Annotated in this window: 21 protein-coding genes; 9 read left to right on the top strand and 12 right to left on the bottom strand. The window is 67.7% G+C overall.

The window, feature by feature from the left end; genetic code table 11:
• From FXN61_RS26240 to trxA, 7 genes are all read right to left on the bottom strand, one after another.
• On the bottom strand, positions 1–196 hold a 196-nt coding region (locus tag FXN61_RS26240), incomplete at its 3' end, for an alcohol dehydrogenase catalytic domain-containing protein (protein ID WP_167976694.1).
• A 13-nt stretch (positions 197–209) separates the two neighbouring features.
• A complete protein-coding gene (locus FXN61_RS26245) occupies positions 210–728 on the bottom strand; it encodes a VOC family protein (protein ID WP_167976695.1) in 519 nt (172 codons plus the stop codon).
• Between the two features lie 38 nt (positions 729–766).
• Positions 767–1,630 (bottom strand): chorismate transformation FkbO/Hyg5 family protein, encoded by an 864-nt coding sequence (locus FXN61_RS26250; RefSeq protein WP_167976696.1) that lies wholly within the window; start codon positions 1,628–1,630, stop codon positions 767–769.
• Between the two features lie 96 nt (positions 1,631–1,726).
• The gene (locus tag FXN61_RS26255) at positions 1,727–1,996 is read right to left on the bottom strand and encodes a DUF4235 domain-containing protein (RefSeq protein WP_167976697.1); all 270 of its coding nucleotides are present in this window, start codon (positions 1,994–1,996) and stop codon (positions 1,727–1,729) included.
• Positions 1,993–2,280 (bottom strand): DUF3618 domain-containing protein, encoded by a 288-nt coding sequence (locus tag FXN61_RS26260; protein WP_167976698.1) that lies wholly within the window; start codon positions 2,278–2,280, stop codon positions 1,993–1,995. Before FXN61_RS26260 ends, FXN61_RS26255 begins: the two co-directional genes overlap by 4 nt.
• Positions 2,277–2,666 carry a phage holin family protein gene (locus tag FXN61_RS26265; protein WP_167976699.1) on the bottom strand — a complete coding sequence of 130 codons (390 nt, stop codon included), beginning with the start codon at positions 2,664–2,666 and terminating at the stop codon, positions 2,277–2,279. The genes FXN61_RS26260 and FXN61_RS26265 overlap by 4 nt, the downstream gene beginning before the upstream one ends.
• Before the next feature lie 33 nt (positions 2,667–2,699).
• Entirely contained in the window at positions 2,700–3,065 is a 366-nt protein-coding gene (gene trxA, locus FXN61_RS26270) for a thioredoxin (protein WP_167976700.1), read from the bottom strand.
• A gap of 132 nt (positions 3,066–3,197) precedes the next feature.
• Here trxA and FXN61_RS26275 point away from each other — a divergent pair, with 132 nt between their 5' ends.
• From FXN61_RS26275 to FXN61_RS26290, 4 genes are read left to right on the top strand one after another with little or no spacing between them, the layout of a single operon-like run.
• Positions 3,198–4,100 (top strand): ABC transporter substrate-binding protein, encoded by a 903-nt coding sequence (locus tag FXN61_RS26275; RefSeq protein ID WP_167976701.1) that lies wholly within the window; start codon positions 3,198–3,200, stop codon positions 4,098–4,100.
• Positions 4,090–4,920 (top strand): amino acid ABC transporter permease, encoded by an 831-nt coding sequence (locus tag FXN61_RS26280; RefSeq protein WP_167976702.1) that lies wholly within the window; start codon positions 4,090–4,092, stop codon positions 4,918–4,920. The genes FXN61_RS26275 and FXN61_RS26280 overlap by 11 nt, the downstream gene beginning before the upstream one ends.
• Positions 4,907–5,665 carry an amino acid ABC transporter ATP-binding protein gene (locus tag FXN61_RS26285; protein ID WP_188135503.1) on the top strand — a complete coding sequence of 253 codons (759 nt, stop codon included), beginning with the start codon at positions 4,907–4,909 and terminating at the stop codon, positions 5,663–5,665. Before FXN61_RS26280 ends, FXN61_RS26285 begins: the two co-directional genes overlap by 14 nt.
• A gap of 1 nt (position 5,666) precedes the next feature.
• A complete protein-coding gene (locus tag FXN61_RS26290) occupies positions 5,667–7,331 on the top strand; it encodes an aminotransferase class V-fold PLP-dependent enzyme (RefSeq protein ID WP_167976704.1) in 1,665 nt (554 codons plus the stop codon).
• Here the strand turns inward: FXN61_RS26290 and FXN61_RS26295 are convergent.
• Positions 7,309–7,491, bottom strand: coding sequence for a DUF397 domain-containing protein (locus tag FXN61_RS26295; RefSeq protein ID WP_167976705.1), 183 nt, complete (start codon positions 7,489–7,491; stop codon positions 7,309–7,311). The two genes, FXN61_RS26290 and FXN61_RS26295, sit on opposite strands and share 23 nt — an antisense overlap.
• Positions 7,466–8,305: a helix-turn-helix domain-containing protein gene (locus tag FXN61_RS26300; RefSeq protein ID WP_167976706.1), complete on the bottom strand. Its 840-nt coding sequence runs from the start codon at positions 8,303–8,305 to the stop codon at positions 7,466–7,468. The genes FXN61_RS26295 and FXN61_RS26300 overlap by 26 nt, the downstream gene beginning before the upstream one ends.
• 151 nt (positions 8,306–8,456) lie before the next feature.
• On the opposite strand from FXN61_RS26300, the gene FXN61_RS26305 reads away from it, so the two are divergent.
• The 5 genes from FXN61_RS26305 (at position 8,457) to FXN61_RS26325 (ending at position 14,055) form a co-directional block, all read left to right on the top strand.
• On the top strand, positions 8,457–11,003 hold the full coding sequence (locus tag FXN61_RS26305) for a pectate lyase-like domain-containing protein (RefSeq protein ID WP_188135504.1): 2,547 nt from the start codon (positions 8,457–8,459) through the stop codon (positions 11,001–11,003).
• 101 nt (positions 11,004–11,104) lie between these two features.
• Positions 11,105–11,485, top strand: a complete 381-nt coding sequence (locus FXN61_RS26310; RefSeq protein WP_281360673.1) for a PPOX class F420-dependent oxidoreductase — start codon at positions 11,105–11,107, stop codon at positions 11,483–11,485.
• Entirely contained in the window at positions 11,466–12,620 is a 1,155-nt protein-coding gene (gene cbiE, locus FXN61_RS26315; protein ID WP_167976708.1) for a precorrin-6y C5,15-methyltransferase (decarboxylating) subunit CbiE, read from the top strand. Before FXN61_RS26310 ends, cbiE begins: the two co-directional genes overlap by 20 nt.
• Positions 12,617–13,357: a precorrin-4 C(11)-methyltransferase gene (cobM, locus tag FXN61_RS26320; RefSeq protein WP_167976709.1), complete on the top strand. Its 741-nt coding sequence runs from the start codon at positions 12,617–12,619 to the stop codon at positions 13,355–13,357. The genes cbiE and cobM overlap by 4 nt, the downstream gene beginning before the upstream one ends.
• On the top strand, positions 13,354–14,055 hold the full coding sequence (locus FXN61_RS26325; RefSeq protein ID WP_188135505.1) for a cobalt-precorrin-6A reductase: 702 nt from the start codon (positions 13,354–13,356) through the stop codon (positions 14,053–14,055). The genes cobM and FXN61_RS26325 overlap by 4 nt, the downstream gene beginning before the upstream one ends.
• Here FXN61_RS26325 and FXN61_RS26330 read toward each other — a convergent pair.
• The 3 genes from FXN61_RS26330 to FXN61_RS26340 are packed head-to-tail and all read right to left on the bottom strand — an operon-like array spanning position 14,027 to position 17,165.
• Complete coding sequence (locus FXN61_RS26330) at positions 14,027–15,478, bottom strand: precorrin-2 C(20)-methyltransferase (protein WP_167976710.1); 1,452 nt, start codon at positions 15,476–15,478, stop codon at positions 14,027–14,029. The two genes, FXN61_RS26325 and FXN61_RS26330, sit on opposite strands and share 29 nt — an antisense overlap.
• Positions 15,478–16,098 (bottom strand): precorrin-8X methylmutase, encoded by a 621-nt coding sequence (locus FXN61_RS26335; RefSeq protein WP_167976711.1) that lies wholly within the window; start codon positions 16,096–16,098, stop codon positions 15,478–15,480. The genes FXN61_RS26330 and FXN61_RS26335 overlap by 1 nt, the downstream gene beginning before the upstream one ends.
• On the bottom strand, positions 16,095–17,165 hold the full coding sequence (locus FXN61_RS26340; protein ID WP_167976712.1) for a ferredoxin-like domain-containing protein: 1,071 nt from the start codon (positions 17,163–17,165) through the stop codon (positions 16,095–16,097). The genes FXN61_RS26335 and FXN61_RS26340 overlap by 4 nt, the downstream gene beginning before the upstream one ends.
• Positions 17,166–17,188 lie beyond the last annotated feature (23 nt).

Genomic DNA, 17,188 nt, shown 5'->3' on the forward strand with positions numbered 1-17,188 from the left:
CGGCCTCGTGGCCCAGCAGGAACGGGAACTCGTCGTTGATGCCGCCCTCGCGGTAGTGCAGGTCGGTGTGGCAGACGCCGCACGCCTGGACCTTCACCACGGCCTCGCCGGGACCGGGGTCGGGTACCAGCACCGAGGTCAGTTCGACGGGTAGACCCTTGCCACGGGCGACGATGCCCTTGACCTCTTGCGCCACTGCGACTCCGTTCTCACTTGATCAAAGTCGTGCCTTCGAACTCGCCGAGTACTTCCCGGTAGAACTCAATCCCTACACCGTTGGGGTCGCGGATGTACAGGCTGTCCTCGACGCCCCGGTCGGGGCCCAGGTACTCGATCCCCGCCTCGTCCAGTTTGGCCTTGATCTCGTCGAACCGCTCGGGGGAGATGGACAGCGCCAGGTGCTGCACCGCGCCGATCGTCTCCATGAACGCCGGGTGGTCGTGGCCGGGGAAGTCGAAGAACCCCAGCAGGTTCTTGCTGCCGAGGTCGAAGAAGAAGTGGCTGGAGCCGCGGTAGTCGCGGTTCTCCACGAGCTCCACCAGGGGGAAGCCGAGGAACTCCTGGTAGAAGCGGATCGTCTCCTCGACGTCCTTGCAGATCAACGCGATGTGGTGGACGCCCCGCGTGGGCGAGCCACCCCGCTCCTCGAGCGGCTTCACGTACTGTTCACGCAGCTCGTCGCGCTTGGCCCTGATCGCGTCGAGCTCCGCACCCTCTGGCTGTGGCATGCGAGCAAGAATAGTTGAGTGTTCAAACTCCCGCAGGCCTAGCCTGCGATGCCCTCGAACTCCACCGCGTGCTCTTCCTGTAGCAGGGTGACCTGCAGGCATGCCACGCTCGTCTCGCGGTCCAGACGCGTGGCGGCTTCGAAGCGCGCCAGGGAAAGGTCACCCGGTTGCCGCGCGTAGATCTTGAGCGACGTGATGTCGTGCAGCCCGAACCCGTCGTCGACACCCCAGTTTGCGAGGTTCGCCGCGCTCATCAGCTCTTCGGCGTCGTCCAGCGTCGGCGCGGAGAAGTAGAGCCGCCCGTCCACGTAGACGCCGCGCGCACCGCTGGGAGCGATGATCGTGATCGGCATGCCGGTGCGGCACGCCAGAAAGTGGAATGCGATACCGCCACCGCGGGAGCCGACCACGGTCGCCGCGGTCAGGCCGCTCCAGGTCACCGGGCGTTTCGCGAACGCCTCGGCCTGGCCGAGCAGAAACTCGCGGTAGCTCTGCGGGTTGAGGTCCTGCAGGTAGTTCCACATCCGGAAGACGTGGTGATATCCGAGCTTGCCGACGAGCTCAAGTGCCGCGCGGAACGCGAGCCTGCCGGCGTAGGTGTGTTCGTCGCACGGTGGAATCCGTCCGGCGCAGAACAGGTATTCGCCGTCGTGGGCGTACGCGATCGCTTTGTGCTCGCCGGATTCCACGCCGCGCGAGCTCGTCCAGACCTCGGCGAATCCACACGTGTCGTCGTCGGCGAGAAAGACGGTCAGTTCCGGATGTCCGGCCCGCACCACCGGGTTGAACGACGTGCCGGCGAACCGCACGACGCCCAGCCGCGCGCGAGCCGGGTCGTCCGGAACGGCGGTGAGCGGCTCGAACCTCGAGGACAGCGCACAAGCCCGCAACTGACGAGTCATCACTGGCCCTTTCGCAGGCGACCGGGCCAGGTTAAGTCGCGAAACGATTGGTGTGCACCTTCGCGTCTCGTTTCGCGGGCGGAGTTCGATTACCGCTCAATCCTCTTCGTCGCCGGGCCATTTGCCGGTCAGCTTCTGAAAACCCTTGGCTCCACCGCGGTCGATCGCGGCTTTCACCAGGCCGAAGATGGCTCCCTGCAACGCCGCGGCCAGCAAGACCTCACGCCAGGTGCGGTTCCTCATCGTGGCGCTCGGCGCTTCTTCGTCGCCCGCCACGACTTTCCACACCTGGCCGAAGATCGCGGTGGCGAGGAGTCCTCCCAACGCTCCGAGCAACATTCCCAGTGGGCGGTACAGCAGCTTCATCCATTCCTCCTGGAAAGTTTCCAGATCACGAGGATCAGGGTGATGAGCAGTGCCGCGATGGCCGCGGGATGTCTGCGCGCCTTCTCGACCTGATCCGCCACGGGATCGGGCAGCGAGTGGATCGCCTCGTCGGTGGCCCTGGTCATCCTGACCTTGGTGTCGTGCGCCTGTTCCTTCACCCGGCCGGGCACGTCCGCCTTGTGCGCCAACGCTTCCACGGTCTCACCCAGCTCGCGGCGGGTGCGCTCGACGTCGCGCTGCAGCTCTTCTTTGGGGTCGCTCATCGGTGCGCCCTCTCCTTGATCGTCGCGATGTCCTGCTGGACGTTGTCCATCGCCTGCCTGGGCACCGGAGGCGTGGCCTGCTTGACCTGGCCGCGGCCCACGAGCGCGAGGATGCCCGCGATCAGCAAAAGGGCAGCCGCGACGATCAACGCGGCCGCCCACAGCGGTAGTACGAACGCCAGCAGCAGGATCAGGCCCGCGACGAGGCTGAGCCCGCCCCACCACGCGAACACGCCGGCCGCGCCGAACATCCCGGCGCCGACACCGGCGTGCTTGCCTTTGTCTTTCAGCTCGGCGACCGCGAGACGGATCTCATCGCGCGCGAGCCTGCTCACCTGCTCGGACAGCTGGTTGACCAGCTGTGCGGTCGACGTGTCGGTGTTCATGCACGTCAGGTACCCGCAGGCTGGTCCAATCAATCAGCCCTGCTGGGCTTCCTTGACCTTCGCGTGAACCTCGTCCATGTCCACCTCGCGCGCCTGCTGGATCAGGCTGTCCAGCGCGTTGCCCGGCAGCGCGCCCGGCTGCGCGAACAGCACGACGCCCTCGCGGACGATCATCAGCGTCGGAATGGACCGGATTCCGAACGCGGCCGCGAGATCCTGCTGTGCCTCCGTGTCGACCTTGCCGAACACGAGGTCCTCGTGCTTCTGCGACGCGGCCTCGAACGTGGGCGCGAACGCACGGCACGGGCCGCACCACTCCGCCCAGAAGTCGACCAGGACGATGTCGGAGCCGCCGACCACATCGTCGAAGTTCTCGGTGGTCAGCTCGACCGTCGCCATTTGGTCCTCCTCGTTTGCTGGGGTCACCCGTTCAACGGAGCGGGTGCCGACGGAATTCCCGGCGTGCTGCCGGTCACCGGTCGCTTCAACTTTTTGTGGACGAGTTCAACTGGGCGTTGTACGGTGCCCGCCATGATGCCGCGCCTGCTCGTGACCTCGCTGCTCGTACTGGGGCTCGCCGCCTGCGGGTCCACGTCGGACAACCCGCCGACGTCCACGCCCCCGTCGTCCGACCTGTCCCTCGTCAAGAAGGACGACGCGCTCGCCGCGATGCTGCCGCCCGAGATCGCGTCGGCGGGCAAGCTGCGGGTCGGCTCGAACATCCAGAACCCGCCGAACAACTTCTACGACCAGGACGGCAAGACGCCGATGGGGTCGGAGGTCGACCTGATCAAGACGATCGCCGCCAAGCTCGGGCTCAAGGCCGAGCACAGCGACATGGCGTTCAGCTCGCTGATCACGAGCCTGGAGACCGGCCGCGTCGACGTGACGATGGCCGCGATGAACGACACCGCCGAGCGTCAGCAGAAGATCGACTTCGTCGACTACTTCACCTCCGGCATCACGATCATGGTGCAGAAGGGCAACCCGCAGAGCGTCAAGGGCCCTGACGACCTGTGCGGCAAGGGCGTCGCGGTCAACCTCGGCAGCTCGCAGGAGCAGTTCGCCAAGGAGCAGAGCCAGAAGTGCAAGGACCAGGGCAAGCCCGAGGTCCAGCTCAGCGTCACCGACAGCGACACGGGCAACCAGAACCAGCTGCGCACCGGCCGCGTCGCCGCGATCCTCAACGACCTGCCGACCGCCGTCTACGTCGCGAAGACCGCGGGTGACGGCAAGTTCTTCGAGGTCGTGCCCCTCGCGCCGATCAACGGCGGCCCGTACGGCATCGGCGTGAACAAGCAGAACGCCAAGCTCTCCGAGGCGATCAAGGCCGCGCTGCAGTCGCTGATCGACGATGGCACCTACGACAAGATCCTCACCACCTGGGACATCAAGCAGGGTGCGATCACCAAGGCCGCGATCAATGGCAAGTGATCTCCGCCCCAACGATCTTCGGGAGGATCTCACCGTCGTGCCGCTGCGCCACCCAGGGCGGTGGTTCAGCGGCACGGTGATCCTGCTGGTCATCGCGGGTCTCGGCTGGGCGATGGCCGAGGCGCAGATCCAGTGGGAGGACGTGCCGGGGTTCTTCACGCACCCCGTGATGCTCGAAGGCCTGCTCAACACCATCGTGCTCGCCGTCGCCGCACAGGGCGGCGCGATCCTGCTCGGCGTCGTGGTCGCGCTGATGCGGTTGTCGGCGAACCCCGTCGCGCGGTGGTTCGCCGTCGGCTACATCTGGCTGTTCCGCGGCCTGCCGGTGCTGCTGCAGATCCTGATCTGGTTCAACCTCGCGCTGGTGTTCAAGAGCATCAGCATCCCGATGCTCTTCGAGGTGCCCACCAACGTGGTCATGACCGCGTTCGTGGCGGCGTTGCTGGGCTTGGGGCTCAACGAGAGCGCCTACATGGCCGAGATCGTCCGCGCGGGACTGAGCAGCGTCGACGCCGGCCAGACGGAGGCGGCCAAGTCGATCGGCATGACACCTTTGACGACCCTGCGCCGAGTCGTTCTGCCGCAGGCGATGCGCGTGATCATCCCGCCGACCGGCAACAACTTCATCAACATGATCAAGGGCACCTCGATGGCGTCGGTGATCGCCTTCCTGGAGCTCATCCACGCCGCGAACAACATCTCCTCGCGCAACCTGGAGATCATGGAGACCCTGTTCGCCGCCGCGGCCTGGTACCTCGTGATGGTGTCCCTCGCGTCGATCGGGCAGCACTACCTGGAGCGTGCTTATGGCCCTCGTTGAGGCGATTGGCGTCCGCAAGTCGTTCGGCCACACCGAGGTGCTGCGCGGGATCGACATGGAGGTCGAGCGCGGCGAGGTCGTCTGCCTGCTCGGGCCGTCCGGCGCGGGCAAGTCGACGTTCCTGCGCTGCGTGAACCACCTGGAGACCATCGACGCCGGACGGATCTGGGTCGACGGCGTGCCGGTCGGGTTCCGGTCTCACGGCGGGAAGCTCTACGAGCTGAGGGAACGGGAAGCCGCCCACCAACGCCGCGACGTCGGCATGGTGTTCCAGCGGTTCAACCTGTTCCCGCACCGCACGGCGCTGGAGAACGTCATGGAGGGCCCGGTCCAGGTGCTGGGGCGGGGCCGTGCCGAGGTGCGCGCGGAGGCGTTGGCGCTGCTGGAACGCGTCGGCCTCGCGGAGAAGGCCGGGGCCTACCCCGCGCAGCTGTCCGGTGGTCAGCAGCAACGTGTTGCGATCGCCCGCGCGCTGGCGATGAAACCCAAGCTGATGCTGTTCGACGAGCCCACGTCCGCGTTGGACCCGGAGCTGGTCGGCGAGGTGCTCGACGTGATGACCTCGCTGGCCCGCGACGGCATGACGATGATCGTGGTCACTCACGAGATCGGTTTCGCCCGCTCGGTCGCCGACCGCGTGGTGTTCCTCGTCGACGGCGCGGTCGTGGAGACCGGTACACCGGCCGACGTGCTGGACAATCCGCAGCAGCCGCGCACGCAACAGTTCCTCGCAAAGGTGCTCTAAGTTGATCGACGCCTCGTACCTCGCCCAGTTCCGCGAACCGGAGGGGTACCTCGACTTCGCCCGCTTCGGCCCGCCATCGCTTTCCGTGGTGACGGCCACCTCACGTCTGATGGAACAGGCCTCGCTGGCTGATCCATCCACAGTGGACATACTGATGCGGGAGGAGCTACGGGTGAAGGCCGCCGTCGCGCGGTTGTGCCGCACCGACACCGACCACGTCGCGCTGGTGCCGAACACCTCGATCGGCCTCTTCCAGGCGGCGTTCGGGTTGTCGGGGACGGTCATGTACTCGGCCGCGGAGTTCCCGTCCAACACCTATCCGTGGGTGCGGGCGGGTCTGCCGTCCATCGTTCTGGACGGTCCGGTGGCCCCGGCCGCCGTCGCGGTTGGGTTGACACCTGAGGTTTCAGCGCTGTCGGTGTCCGCTGTGGACTTCCGCACCGGCTACCGCGCGGACCTGGCGACGTTGCGCGAGGTCGTGGGCGATCGGCTGTTGATCGTCGACGGCATCCAGGGCTTCGGCGTGGCCGACGAGCCGTGGGAACTCGCCGACGTGCTGGTCGTCGGCGGCCAGAAGTGGTTGCGGGCGGGGTGGAGCACCGGTTTCGTCGTGCTGTCCGACCGGGCGTTGGAACGGTTGTCTCCTGTCCTGTCCGGCTGGACCGGCGCGGTGGACGCGGGCCTGTTCGACAACTCGGTGCACGAACCTGCGTCTGACGCTGCTTCGTGGAACATCACGAACCTCTCGCCGGTCGTGTCCGGCGCCTTCGCGGAGGCTTTGGAGCTGGTGGAGCTCGCCGGGGTTTCGGCGCTTGACTCGGCCGTAGATGAGATCGTCGCGGAGCTCGAAGAGATCGTGCTGTCGTGCGGCGGCAAGATCGTGTCCGCCCGCGAGCGCCGTGCCGGGATCCTGGCGTTCACGATGCCCGAGGCCGCCTCGGTGGTGGGGGAGGCGTTGAACGCCTTCGGGATCACCGCGACCGTCCGGCCTGAGCACGTCCGCTTGTCGCCGCACGCCACGACTTCGCGCGGGACCCTGGAACGGTTGCGCGCTGCTTTGAAGTCGCTCTCAGGGTCTTCGGCTTCGCCAGTGCCGGCGGCGTTGTCGGCGCTGGTGCCGACGGTGGACAGCCTCGCGTCGGCGCTGGGACCGGACACCGAGGTCGTCGTGCACGACCTGTCGCGGCTGCCGAACTCGATCATCGCCATCGCCGGGTCGCTGACCGGGCGGCAGGTGGGCGGGCCGATGACGGACCTGCTGCTGGGACTGGTCCGGCGCGGCACGACCACCGACATGCCCGGCTACGAGACGTATGCACCGGACGGGCGTGCGATCTGGTCGTCAACGACGTTCGTGCGCGACGCCTCGGGCGTTGCCGTGGGCTGCCTGTGCGTCAACAAGCTCGCGGCGCACGAGGCTTCCGGGCCCGTCGAGTCGTTCCCGCAGGACGTGGACACGCTCCAGCGGGTGCTCGTCGAGAAGGCGATCGCCGACGTGGGCGTGCCGGTCGAGCTGATGAAGAAGGTGCACAAGTCGCAGGTCGTGCGGGTGCTGGACGAGGCAGGGTTCTTCCTCATCCGCGACTCGGTGGACCATCTCGCGGGGGTCCTGGAGGTCACCCGCTACACGATCTACAACTACCTCAATGAGAACCGAGGGACCTGATCAGGGCTTTCCAGGCGGGGGACGAGAACGCGAGGACGTCGCCGCTCGCGTTCTTCGAGTCCCTGACCAGCGCGTCGTGGGCCAGCGACACCTCGACGCAGTTGCTGTCCTCGGCTCCGCCGGTGTAGCTGCTCTTACGCCAAGTGCGGTCCTGGGTCATCGACGTCCTCTCGCGGTGGGCTGACGTACTCCGCCAGCTTGCTCCGCGATTGTTCCGCACTCAAGGCGACCTCATCCAGGCGGCCGAAGATGAGCCTGGTGCGGGCGATGGCGCCTGGATCTTCCACGAAGACGTTCGCGTGGATGGTCTCGCTGAAGACGAGCGACCGCGCCTTCTCGAACTCCCAGAGCACGAAGCTGGTAGCGACGATCGGCGCGTCCTTGGGCACGATCCGGATGATGTGCGTGTTGAACAGCAGGCGGGCGTACTGGTCCTCCATGATCTGGCCGTTGCCGACCTGCAGCTCCAGTGCATGTTCATGGACGAAGAACAAGCAAGTCGGCCGATTGTGTCGACGCAGGATGGCCTGACGCTCGGTCCGGTACTGGACGAGGTTCGGGATGCGGTCTTCGGTGACCACTCCGGTCATCCGGTAAATGCCATCGGCGTACTCGGGTGACTGCAGGAGGCCAGGTACGCCCAGGACGTCGTAGCTGGTGATCGTCGTGGCGGTCGACTCGGCCATTGCCATGGTGCGAAGGTTGCCTGACACCTGCACGATGTACTCGTCGAACGCGTACTGGTAGCGGCGCCTGAAATCCACGACGTAGTCGATGTCCTTGCCGCACATGGACAAGTACTGCACGAGGTCGATCTCGCTGGCGCGCGCCTTGCCGTGCTCGATGGTGGAGACCTTGCTCGGGTCCCAGCCGAGTTTCTCGGCGAGCTTGTGGCCGCTCAACCCGGTACAGGTCTCTCGCAGCTTGCGCAGCTCGTCACCCAGGTCCCTGCTGTACGCGGTGGAGGGAGTCATGTGTCGACGCTATGGCTTGGATCCACTCCATGAATCTGCTCGTTCGGGTGAAAACGGTGGCGGTCCCGGTTCGCATTCCGGTTGAGCCCCGGATCTTTCCCACAGCTTGCACCTTCCCTTCGTGGACATCTCGCGTTTACCGTTCCCAGGTGTGAGAGCGCTCTCAAAGGTGAGATGGCTGGCCGGTCTGGCCGCCGCAGCGATTGCCCTGTCGTCATTGGCGACGTCCAGTGCCGCCTCCGCGGCCGAGGACTACACGCAGAACGTGACGGCGCTGGACTCCACTCAGGCGAGGATCAACTTCACGCCGACGACCCCTGCCCTGTACGTCGACGTGCACTACCTGATCTCCGGTGTTCCGCAGCAGAACTTCCGGATGACGAACAACTCCGGGACCTGGCAGAAGACCGTCGGCTCGCTCTCGAGCGGCACTCAGATCGAGTACTGGTTCACCTACGAGAAGAGCGGCCCGCAGTACGACACGCCGCACTTCACCTACACCCACAACAGCGCGCCGGCACCGGTCGCCACGCCGACGTTCAGTCCTCCGGGCGGTACGTACTCGACGGCGCAGACTGTGACGATCTCCACCACCACGTCCGGTGCGACGATTCGCTACACGGTCGACGGGTCGACGCCGACCGCGAGCTCGCCGTTGTACAGCGGGCCGATCTCGGTGCCCAGCAACCGGACGATCAACGCCATCGGCATCAAGGCAGGCGTGCCGAACTCGGCGGTGGCAACGGCCGCGTACGTGATCGGCACGCCGGTCGCGACGCCGACGTTCAGTCCGCCGGGTGGGGCATATCAGAGCGCGCAGACCGTGACGATCTCCACCGCCACCTCTGGTGCGACGATTCGGTACACAGTGGACGGTTCGACGCCGACCGCATCATCACCGCTCTACAGCGGGCCGATCTCCGTGCCCAGCACGAGGACCGTGAACGCGATCGGCATCAAGTCCGGTCTCGCGAACTCCGCCGTGGCGAGCGCGACCTACACGATCGGTACGCAGCAGGGGTGCGTGCAGTCCGACAACCCGAACTTCGGGCCGAACACGCGCATCTTCGACCCGAGCATGTCGGCCGCGAGCATCCAGACGCAGCTCGACGCGGACTTCAACATGCAGAAGGACACGCTGACGGCACAGATGGCGCCGCGGCGGGTGGCGCACCTGTTCAAGCCGGGCACCTACAACGTCCATGACGACGTCGGTTACTACACGTCGGTCGCGGGTCTCGGTCGCAACCCCGGTGACGTCGTGATCAACGGTGACATCACCGTGGACGCGTTCAACGAGTCCGACAAGGGTGTGGCGCTGCAGAACTTCTGGCGCTCCGCCGAGAACATGGCGGTCAACCCGAGCAACGGCACCAACCGGTGGGCCGTCGCGCAGGCCGCGCCGTTCCGTCGCATGGACATCCGCGGCAACCTGGCGCTGTACCCGGCCTCGTACGGCTTCGCCAGTGGTGGCTACACGGCGGACAGCCGCGTGTCCGGCCAGACGGCGTCGATCTCGCAGCAGCAGTGGTACACCAGGGACACGAACTACGGCAGCTGGGCCGGTGGCGTCTGGAACATGGTGTTCTCCGGTACGCCGGGTGCGCCGCCGAACACGTTCCCGAACCCGCCGGAGACGACTCTCGCGACCACTCCGGTCTCGCGTGACGTGCCGTATCTCTACTTCGAGAACAACGCCTACCGGGTGTTCCTGCCTTCGCTGCGCACCAACGCTTCCGGTGCGTCGTGGATCAACGGTGGCACGCCGGGCACGTCGTTGCCGATGAACCAGTTCTACGTGGTCAAGGCGGGTGACAACGCTTCGACGATCAACGCGGCGCTGACCCAGGGCTGCAACCTGTTCTTCACGCCCGGCATCTACCACGTGAACCAGACGCTGCAGGTGACCAGGCCGAACACCGTCGTGCTCGGCATCGGGTACCCGACGATCGTGCCGGACAACGGCGTCAACGCGATGCAGGTTGCCGACGTCGACGGCGTGCGCATCAAGGGCGTTCTTTTCGACGCCGGGACGACCATGTCCTCCGCGCTGCTGACCGTGGGCCCGGCCGGCTCGTCCGCGTCACACGCCGCCAACCCGACCACGTTGCAGGACGTGTTCTTCCGGGTCGGTGGCGCGATCGCGGGCAAGGCCACGACGAGCCTGATCGTCAACAGCCACAACACGATCATCGACCACACCTGGGCCTGGCGCGCCGACCACGGCAACGCCGGCACCTGGGGGTGGAACGAAGCGGTCGGTGACACCGGTGTGGTCGTGAACGGCAACAACGTCCTGGCGACCGGCCTGTTCGTCGAGCACTACCAGAAGTACCAGGTGATCTGGAACGGCCAGGGCGGACGGACGATCTTCTTCCAGAACGAGATGCCGTACGACGTGCCGAACCAGGCTTCGTGGATGAGCCCCAACGGGCTGGCCGGGTACGCGGCCTACAAGGTCGGCGACAACGTCACCACGCACGAGGCGTGGGGCCTGGGCAGCTACTGCTTTTTCAACGTCAATCCGTCGGTGCGGGCCGAGCACGCTTTCGAGGTGCCCAACAGGCCTGGCGTGCGGTTGCACAACCTGTTGACCGTGTCGCTCAACTACCAGGGAACGATCACTCACGTGGTGAACGACGTGGGGGCGGTGACGCCGCCGGGCACTGTGCCGGTGAACGTCGTCAGCTACCCGTAGTGCGTTGTGAGTGCGGCCCGTCACCGAGGTGGCGGGCCGCATTCGCGCTGCTCTGACCACTCGATTTCGTTTCGCGCGCGTGGCATTGCATGATGCGTGACATGTCGATCGAGCGGGGCGCCGAGTTCGCCGAGTTCTGGGCCGAACGGCACCTGTGCACGCTGTCCACCGTGCGTCCGGACGGCACTCCGCACGTGGTGCCGGTCGGGGTCACGCTGGATCAGACGAACGGCATCGCGCGGATCATCACGCACGGCGCTTCGTGGAAGGTCAAGCACGTGCGCAAGGCCGGGTACGCGGCGGTGTGTCAGGTGGACGGTCGGCGGTGGTCCACCTTGGAGGGTCCCGCCGTTGTTCGTGAAGATTCGGCGTCTGTCGAGGAAGCAGTGCGGCGGTACGCCGAGCGGTACAGGCAGCCTCGGGTCAACCCGGAGCGCGTCGTGATCGAGATTCAGGTGCAGCGTGTCACCGGAACAATCTGACGTCGCTGACGTCACCGTTGTCGGCATCGGGGCCGACGGGTGGGACGGGCTGTCGCCCGCCGCACGGCACGCGATCGGCAACGCCAAGGTGCTGATGGGCTCGCAGCGGCAGCTCGACCTGGTGCCGGGGGAGTTCGAGCGGGTCGCGTGGCCGTCGCCGCTGGTGCCGGCGTTGCCCGCGCTGTTCGAGAAGTACCGGGACGTGTGCGTGCTCGCGTCCGGCGATCCCATGTTCCACGGCATCGGCACGACGCTGGTGCGGTTGCTGGGGTCGCGGGTGAAGGTCGTTCCACACCCCTCGTCGGTGTCGCTGGCCTGTGCGCGGCTGGGGTGGGCGCTCAACGAGGTCGAGGTCGTCTCCCTGGTCGGGCGATCTCCTGACGTGCTGCGACCTGCTCTCACTCCCGGACGGCGCGTGCTCGTGCTCGGTGGTGAGCCGGCGATCGTGGCCGGGCTGGCGGGGTCGATCACCGTGCTGGAGCAGCTGGGTGGGCCCGCGGAGAAGGTTTACCAGTGGTCCGGGCAGGTTTGGGATCCGTTGTGCGTCATCGCGATCGAGTACGCCGGGAGTGGGCACTCGCGCGTGCCTGGGTTGCCGGACGACGCCTACGAGACCGACGGCCAGCTGACGAAGCGTGAGGTGCGGGCGATTTCGCTGTCGAGATTGGCGCCGCTGCCGGGGCAGCTGCTGTGGGACGTGGGGGCCGGGTCGGGTTCGATCGCGATCGAGTGGGCGCGGACGCATCCGACGTGCAGGACGATCGCTGTGGAGCAGTCGGCCGAGCGTGCTGAGCGGATCGTTCGGAATGCGGCGGCGCTGGGCGTCCCCGGTGTCGCGGTCCACATCGGACGGGCGCCGGACGCGTTGGAGGGGCTGGAGAAGCCCGATGCGATCTTCATCGGTGGCGGGCTGACCGTGCCGGGTGTGGTGCAGGCGTGCTGGGACGCGCTGGCCGCCGGCGGGCGGCTCGTGGTGAACGCCGTGACGCTGGAGTCAGAGGCCGTGGTGGCGCAGTGGTACGCGCGGCTCGGCGGTGACCTGGTGCGCATTGCGGTGAACCGGGGGTCGGCGGTCGGCGGGTTCACCGGGTGGCGGCCGCACATGCCCGTGACGACGTGGAGCGTGATCAAGTGACCGTGCACTTCATCGGGGCCGGGCCCGGTGCCGCCGACCTGATCACGGTGCGAGGGCGGGACCTGATCGCTTCCTCGCCTGTCTGCCTGTACGCGGGTGCGTTGGTGCCGGTGGAGTTGCTGGACTTCTGTCCTGACGGGGCGCGCAAGGTCGACACGGCCGAGTTGACCCTGGACGAGATCATCGAAGAGCTTGTCGCGGCCTCAGAGCAGGGCTTGGACGTGGCTCGGCTGCATTCCGGGGATCCGGCTGTGTTCAGTGCGATGGCCGAGCAGATGCGCCGGCTGGACGCGTTGGGGATCTCGTACGACGTCACGCCTGGGGTGCCGGCGTTCGCGGCAGCGGCGGCGTCGTTGCAGCGTGAGCTGACCGTGCCGGGTGTGGGGCAGACCGTGATCCTCACGCGGACGTCGCAGCGTGCCACGCCGATGCCGGACGGTGAGGATCTCGACACGTTGGGGCGCAGCCACGCGACGATGGTGCTGCACCTGGCGGTGCAGCGGATCGAGGACGTGGTCGCGGAGTTGGTGCCGAACTACGGCGCGGATTGCCCGGTCGCGGTTGTTGCGTACGCCTCTCGTGACGACGAGGTCGTGCTGCGGGGGACGTTGGACGACATCGCGGCGCAGGTTCAGGCGACGGGGATCAAGCGGACCGCGGTGATCATCGTGGGACGGACGCTGGGGGCGACGCAGTTCCCGGACAGCCATCTGTACTCGGCCACGCGCGTTCGATGATCCTGATCCTGGGTGGCACGGGAGAGGCTCGCGAGCTGGCTTCCCGCGTCCCGGCGGTTTCATCGCTGGCCGGGAGGGTGAGTTCGCCCCGGCTGCCAGAGGGCGAGGTGCGGATCGGCGGGTTCGGCGGGGTGGACGGGCTCGCGCAGTGGTTGCGGGACAACGAGATCCATGCGGTTGTCGATGCGACCCACCCGTTCGCGCGGCGGATCACCTCGAACGCCTACGAGGCTTGTGCGCGGGTTGGGGTGCCGTTCCTGATCCTGCGTCGACCTGGGTTCACGCCACAGGACGGCTGGCACTGGGTGGACAGCGTCGCCGAGGCGGCGCGGAGCCTGCCGGGCGAGCGGGTGTTCCTCACGACCGGGCGGCAGGATCTCGCGGAGTTCGCCTCGTGCCCGCAGTGGTTTCTGGCCCGGATGGTCGAGCCGCCGGAACCTCCGATGCCACAACGGATCGAGGTCCTGCTGTCTCGCGGTCCGTTCACTGTGGACGGTGAGCTGGCGCTGATGCGCTCACACCGGATCGACACGCTGGTGACCAAGGACAGCGGTGGCGAGATGACCTCGGCCAAGCTGGAGGCCGCGCGTCAGCTCGGGGTGCTGGTCGTGATCGTGCGGCGGCCACCGCTTCCACCTGCGGAAACGGTGGCCACCGTCGATGAGGCTGTCAGGTGGTTGGGTACCGCCGGGGTGTGAACACCACGCCCGACTTCGTCACCACGGTCTGGGACGAGCCGATGATCAGCAGGCAGCGCATGTCGATCGTGGCCGGGTCGAGGGCGCCGAGCGTGAGGACGCGGATCTCCTCCTCGGGGCCGCCGACATCGCGTCCGACGACGATCGGCGTCTCCGGGGAACGGTGCTGCAGCAGCAGGTCCCGCATGTCCGCGACCTGGTGCGTGCGGGCCTTGGACGCCGGGTTGTAGATCGCGATCACCAGGTCGGCCTTGGCCGTTGCTTCGAGCCTGGAGGCGATGACGTCCCACGGCTTGAGGCGGTCGCTCAGGGAGATGACCGCGTAGTCGTGGCCCAGGGGCGCGCCGGCCTTGGCCGCCACGGCGTTCGCGGCGGTGACACCGGGAATGACCCGCACAGGGACGTCCTGGGCCTCTTCCGCGACCTCCAGGACGGCGGTGGCCATGGCGAAGACACCGGGGTCGCCCGAGGACACGACGGCGACTCGCGAGCCGCGGCGGGCGAGGTCCAGTGCGAAGGCGGCGCGTTCCGACTCGACCTGGTTGTTGGAGGCGTGCCGTTTCTGGCCGGGGCGTTGCGGGACGCGGTTGAGGTAGGTGGTGTAGCCGACGAGCTCGTCGGCGGCTTCCAGTTCCTGGCGGGCTTCCGGGGTCAGCCAGGACCTCGCGCCGGGGCCGAGGCCGACGACCACGACCTCGCCCTTGGCCGGTGCGGGCTTGGAGTGGCTCGGGAGCAGAGCCAGGGAGAAGTAGGGGACGTCGGCGGGGTCCACGTCGGCCAGCGGGGAGATCTTCTGGCGGCCCGTGGTGGCGCGTTCGACGTACCAGGCGCCGTCGAGCCTGCCGGAGGCTTTGAGGGCTTCGCGCACGTTGCCGAAAGTGCGGCCCAGCTTGAGGATCGCGGCCGAGTCGGTGTCGGCGAGGCGCGTGGCGAGCTCGGCGGGTGGCAGGGTGCCGGGCAGGATCGTGAGGACCTCGTCGCGTTCGACGAGCGGGGTGCCCAAGACAGCACTCGCACCGCTGACCGATGTCACGCCGGGGACGACCTCCCACTCGTAGCGGTCGGCGAGGCGCTTGTGCATGTGCATGTACGACCCGTAGAAGAACGGGTCGCCCGCCGCGAGGACGACGACGGTGCGGCCGGCGTCGAGGTGCGCGGCGAGGCGAGCGGCTGCCTGCTCGTAGAACGCGTCGATCTCGCCCTGGTAGTCGTCCGTGTCCTCGGTCGTCACGGGGTAGACCAGCTGCTCGACGATCTGGCCCTCGCGGAAGTACGGCTCCGCAATGGTTTTCGCGACGCTGCGACCGTGCCGCGCGCTGTGGAACGCGATCACGTCCGCCTCGCCGATGAGGCGCGCGGCCTTGACCGTCACGAGTTCGGGGTCGCCAGGACCGAGTCCGACGCCGTAGAGCTTGCCTGCCATTACTCTTCCTCGCTCGCGATCGCGTTGATGGCCGCCGCCGTCATGGCGCTGCCGCCGCGCCGGCCGTGCACCACGAGGTGCTCCAGATCCGTTGCGGCCAAAGCTTCTTTCGACTCCGCCGCGCCGATGAACCCGACCGGGATGCCGAGGACGGCGGCCGGCTGCGGGGCGCCCGCGTTGATCAGGTCGATCAGGTGGAACAACGCGGTGGGGGCGTTGCCGATCGCGATGACGGCGCCTTCGAAGCGGTCCGCGAGGAGTTCGAGGGCGGCGGCGCTGCGCGTGTTGCCGATCTCCTTCGCTCGTGCGGGCGTGCGCGGATCCTGCAGGTAGCAAAGGACTTCGTTGTCCGCGGGCAGGCGGCGGCGGGTCACGCCGGCGGCGACCATGTTGGCGTCGCAGATGATCGGGGCGCCGTCGAGCAACGCGGCGTGGGCGTGCCGCACGACGTTGGGGGAGAAGGCGATGTCGTGCGTCAGGTCGGTCATGCCGCACGAGTGGATCATGCGCACGACGACCCGCGCGACGTCCTGCGGGAAGCCGGCGAGGTTCGCCTCCGCGCGGATGGTCGCGAAGGAGCGGCGGTAGATCTCCGCGCCGTCCTTGATGTACTCCGTCACTTGATCTCCTCGTAGCCGTCGCCGGTCGCGACGAACTCGATCACATCGCCGGCCGGTCGGCCACAGCGGCGTGAGCAACCCGACCAGTGCACGGGCCTCGGAATCGATCCCGATTGGAAGGCCCCCTGGGGGGATCGGGTCCCCATCCCAATCGTCGCAGAAGGGTCTGACAATTCCGGGCGGTCGAGCCAGGCCTGCACGTCGGCGCGCACGTCCGAAAGCGACTTCGCGCAGCCGGGGCGGCCGGTGCAGGCGCTGACGCCGTGCCAGGGGGACGCCGGATCGGTGATCAGGCCGGAGGTGTCGGTGCCGGGCGGTACGACCAGGCTGCGCCACGGCGTCAACCGGACGGGGACACCGGCGAGCCGGTGTGCGTCGAGGCGGCCGAGCGGCACACCCGGAGTCAGCGGCGAAGGTGCGACAGGCGTCACAGCCGGAGTGATCAAAGCTTCGGAGGTGGCGCCGAAGTACTCGGTGATCTTTCGCACACCGTCGTCCACTTCGGACAGGCGCCAGGCAGTGCCGCGCATCTCCTGGAAGAGGCGGGCGGCGGTCACGACAGCGTCGACGGGATCGGTCACCCGGACGCCGGTGTCGTGGCCGGCGAGCAGGAGGACGGCGGCTGGGCCGTCGCCGTCGCTGACCAGGCCGATGTCGCCACCCAGCCCGCTCACCGAAGCCCCGACCGTCACCAGGAACCTGCCTGGTAGATCCGCCAGCAGCGGGTCCGCGCAGAGGGCCGCGTCGATCTCGTCGACCAGCGCCTGGTTGTCCTCCAGGGGCGCGGCGATGATGTTGCGGATGCGCTCGTGGGTCTCCGAGGGCAGCAGGCCGGCCGCGCGCAACCGCGCACCCAGCTCGAAGCCGTCCGCGAGGCCCCTGATCTGGAGGTTCGCGCGCGAGGTCAGCTCCAGGGAGCCGTTGCCGAGCTCCTGAGCCGCACGGCGCACGACGTCCCACTGAGCAGCGGAAAGGGTGCCGCCGGGAACCCGGATGCGCGCCAGCCCGCCGTCGGCTGCCTGGTGCAGCTCAACGGCGCCGGGGCAGGCGTCCGGGTGACTACGCATAGGTCGGACTGTAACCCGCCGGT

The sequence above is a fragment of the Lentzea indica genome (assembly GCF_012184385.1).
GTDB classification, from domain to species: Bacteria; Actinomycetota; Actinomycetes; order Mycobacteriales; family Pseudonocardiaceae; genus Lentzea; species Lentzea indica.